This is a genomic window from Leisingera sp. F5 (genome assembly GCF_001593695.1).
The window spans coordinates 1-3505 of record NZ_LUKH01000232.1; the positions used below are offsets into that span (position 1 = coordinate 1).

The 3505-nt window shown below is 60.9% G+C and carries 5 protein-coding genes; 3 read left to right on the forward strand and 2 right to left on the reverse strand.

Annotated features, from left to right (window positions below; all coding sequences use genetic code 11):
• Window positions 1–8: 8 nt before the first annotated feature.
• The gene (locus tag A2I95_RS27950) at window positions 9–827 is read left to right on the forward strand and encodes a branched-chain amino acid aminotransferase (RefSeq protein ID WP_291735174.1); all 819 of its coding nucleotides are present in this window, start codon (window positions 9–11) and stop codon (window positions 825–827) included.
• A 59-nt stretch (window positions 828–886) separates the two neighbouring features.
• On the opposite strand, the gene A2I95_RS27955 is transcribed toward A2I95_RS27950, so the two are convergent.
• A complete protein-coding gene (locus A2I95_RS27955; RefSeq protein ID WP_291735169.1) occupies window positions 887–1216 on the reverse strand; it encodes a cupredoxin family copper-binding protein in 330 nt (109 codons plus the stop codon).
• Complete coding sequence (locus tag A2I95_RS27960) at window positions 1207–1731, reverse strand: DUF4142 domain-containing protein (protein ID WP_291735171.1); 525 nt, start codon at window positions 1729–1731, stop codon at window positions 1207–1209. The genes A2I95_RS27955 and A2I95_RS27960 overlap by 10 nt, the downstream gene beginning before the upstream one ends.
• A 142-nt stretch (window positions 1732–1873) precedes the next feature.
• Between A2I95_RS27960 and A2I95_RS27965 the strand changes: the two genes are divergently transcribed.
• Window positions 1874–2833 (forward strand): AraC family transcriptional regulator, encoded by a 960-nt coding sequence (locus tag A2I95_RS27965; RefSeq protein ID WP_291735175.1) that lies wholly within the window; start codon window positions 1874–1876, stop codon window positions 2831–2833.
• Window positions 2834–2976: 143 nt separating this feature from the next.
• Window positions 2977–3348 (forward strand): hypothetical protein, encoded by a 372-nt coding sequence (locus A2I95_RS27970; protein WP_291735173.1) that lies wholly within the window; start codon window positions 2977–2979, stop codon window positions 3346–3348.
• The last annotated feature ends 157 nt before the right edge of the window (window positions 3349–3505 follow it).

Sequence of the window (3505 nt, forward strand, 5' to 3'; positions counted from 1 at the left end):
ATGGAGGGTTGGTCGATTGGCGGGATGCCAAGGTGCATATCCTGACCCATGCGATGCATTATGCCTCCTCGGTGTTTGAGGGTGAGCGCGCCTATAACGGCAAGATCTTCAAGAGCCGCGAGCATTCCGAGCGCCTGATCGCCAGTGCCGAGGCGCTGGATATGCCGATGCCCTATACCGTTGATCAGATCGAGGCGGCCAAGGATGAAGCGCTAAAGGCTTCCGGCCTGCAGGACGCCTATGTGCGAGCGCTGGTCTGGCGCGGTTCGGGCGATGATATGGGCGTGGCCTCTGCCGCCAACCCGGTGCGCATGGCGATCGCGGTCTGGGGTTGGGGCGCCTATTACGGCGACGCCAAGATGCAGGGGGCCAAACTGGCCATTGCCGAATGGAAACGCCCGAGCCCGGAAACCATTCCGGTCCACGCGAAGGCGGCCGGCCTCTACATGATCTGCACCATCTCCAAGCATAAAGCGACCGCGCAGGGCTGCTCGGACGCACTGTTCATGGACTGGCGCGGCTATGTGGCTGAGGCGACCGGTGCCAACATCTTTTTCGTGAAAGATGGCGAAGTACACACCCCGCTCGCGGATTGCTTCCTCAATGGCATCACCCGCCAGACCGTGATCCAGATGCTGAAAGACAAGGGCATCACCGTGCACGAGCGCCGCATCAAGCCGGAAGAGATGGAAGGGTTCGAGCAGTGCTGGCTGACCGGCACCGCCGCTGAGGTGACCCCGGTGGGCGAGATCGGCCCCTACAAGTTCGAGGTCGGCGCGCTGACCCGCGAGATCGCCGAGGACTACGAGAAGCTGGTGCGCAGCTGACTTTAGCCGGGCTTTGAATGCAAGGCGGGCGTCCCCCTCGGAGGGACGCCCGTTTTTTGTCAGCTGATCACCTCGACCATACCGCGCATATGCGGATGGTAGGCACAGAAGTAGGGGTAAGTCCCGGGCGTGTCGAAACGAAGGCTAGCACTGTCGTTCTTTTCAAGCTCGCCGGTGTCCCAGTTCACCTCATTGCCGGTAGCGGTATGAGGGGCGAAATCGTGGTTGATCCATTCGATACTTTCGCCTGCCCGAATAGTTACCTGCGCGGGTTCAAAAGCAAAGGCGCTGATATCAACCCGCGTGGCAGGGGCGCCCGTGGCGGGAAGGGCGCGGGCCAATGCCACCGCCCCCGCGCCCAGGCAGAGCTGCCTGCGGTTTAGGCGCATTGCAGGCCTTTAACCATCATTTCAGCATGGCCTTCATGCACCTTGAATGTCACCAGTGCTTCGCTCAGCAGCTCTTTCAGCGGCTCAACCGTGACTGCGGGGATAAAGCTTTCCTCAACGGTCTTGTTCACCAACTGGTGATAACCGAGTTCGTTCTGCGCATAGACGCAGTCGAAGGCCTTGCCCGACAGGCTCATCAGTTCGGCTCGTTTATCAGCGGCACCCTGAACCAGCGCCCGGCTGAGGTCATTGTCCTGCGGGGTCACGTTCAGTTTAGTGATCAGATTAACTGCAGCGGTGTTCACCGCCGCATGGTCGCGGAGCATGGTCTCGGCAAAGGCGCGCACCTCGGTGTTTTCGGACACAGCCAGCGCCAGATGGGCATAGCGGATGTCCAGCTGACCGGCGGTATAGGCAGTGTGCGCAATCTCCAGGTCGTTCATCTTTTCGCCTGCCTGAACGGTTTGCGCTAGCAGGCTGGTGGCAATGGCAGCGGACAGGAAAAGGGTCTTCATCTTGCGTTTCTCCAACAATTGGGTTCTTCGGTAGGGCTAAGAATGGCGAAGAACGCTCGCATTAGAATGCGCGAAACATCAAAGAGTATTGCAGATCGTTCAGCCCCGTGGACGAGCCGGAAAAATGACGTATCCTACTGCCATGCTTGATCTGCTTAGTGATATCCTGACCCGCCTGTCCCTCAAGGGGACGCTCTATTTCTGCACTTCTTTTACGCCGCCCTTTGGAGTCCAGGTGCCGCAGTTTGAAAATGTCGCGCGATTCCACTTCGTGCAGCGCGGCGAGCTAAAGGTGCATGTCCCGGCAACCGATGAGACATTGCGGCTGAAGCAGGGAGACCTGGTACTGATCCCGCATGGTGCCGCCCATATGCTGTTGTGCAATGAGGTGCAGCCGCTGGAGGCTTTGCCGCTGGAGCGGGTGCTGGAGGACGCCGGGTACGATGGTGACGGAGTACTGGTTTATGGCGGTGAAGAAGAAGGCCGCGATACCCAGCTGATCTGTGGCCATTTCTCTTTTGCGGGTGTGCCCGGGCGGCGCGGTGCCGGGCATATGCTGATTGACCGGCTGCCACCCTACATCGTGATCGAGAACTACGGCGAGGAGGCCGGCGCCTGGATCGAGGCGACCTTGCGGATGATCGGCTCAGAGGTGCACGGCGCCCGCATTGGCGGCGATTTGATTGCGCTGAAACTGTCGGAGGTGCTGTTTGCCCAGGCGATCCGCGCCTATCTGGAGCACCAGAGCCCCAGCGGTTCGGCCTTGGCCGGATTTGCAGATCCGCGGATTTCCCGGGCGCTGACCGCCTTTCACCAGTCCCCGGCGCAGGTGTGGAGCGTCGAAGGGCTGGCGCGCGAGGCAGGCATGTCGCGTACCGCCTTTGCCCAGGAATTCGCCGCCAAGATGGAGGTGACACCGATGCAATATCTGACCAGCTGGCGGATGCAGATCGCCTGCCAGGGGCTGACCAAGCAGGGGATGAATGTGGCCGATGCGGCGGAGCTCGCCGGCTATGCCTCCGAGGCGGCGTTCTCGCGGGTGTTCCGCAAGCAGGTCGGCATGTCGCCAGCTGCCTACCGGCAGCAGCATGTGGCGGCGTGACGCCGAAGAAGCCTGCGGGTTCTGAACGATCTGCAAGGTTTTGTATATGATCTGAAATTCAACGTCCCGCAAGTACAGGCCAGATTGGGGTCAGAGCCGCAGCTGATGCGGCCAATACACCCTCAGTCACAAGGATCTGACCTATGTCTCTGCGTTTTGTAACCCGCACCATCCACGCCTATCTCGACTACCCCGTGGCAATCGCCCTGATGGGGCTGCCGTTTCTGCTCGGCCTTGGTGACAGCAACCCGTTGGCGCTGTGGCTGTCTGTGGCGACCGGTATCGCCGCTCTTGTGCTCACAGTGCTGACCGACCACCACCTGGGCCTGATCCGGGTGCTGCCGTACAAGCTGCATCTGACCGTCGACCTGATTGTTGGCCTGACCTTTCTGGCCGCACCGTTCCTCTTTGGTTTTGCCGGTCTGGACGCAGCCTTCTATTGGCTGAACGGGGCCGCCGTTGTTGCGGTGATCTCGCTCAGCGCGCCGGAAGAGGCTGAGGCGGCCTCGGCCTGATCCTTATTGGCGTAGCAGCCAGTCCACCACTGCCTTGGCCCGGCTTTTTGCGCTGGGCCACAGCACATGGAAGCCCTGGTCCTCCAGCCGGGGCGCTTGCCACAGCACCTCCAAGGGCTGGCTGCCCAGAAAGATCCGGGACACCAATGCGATGCCC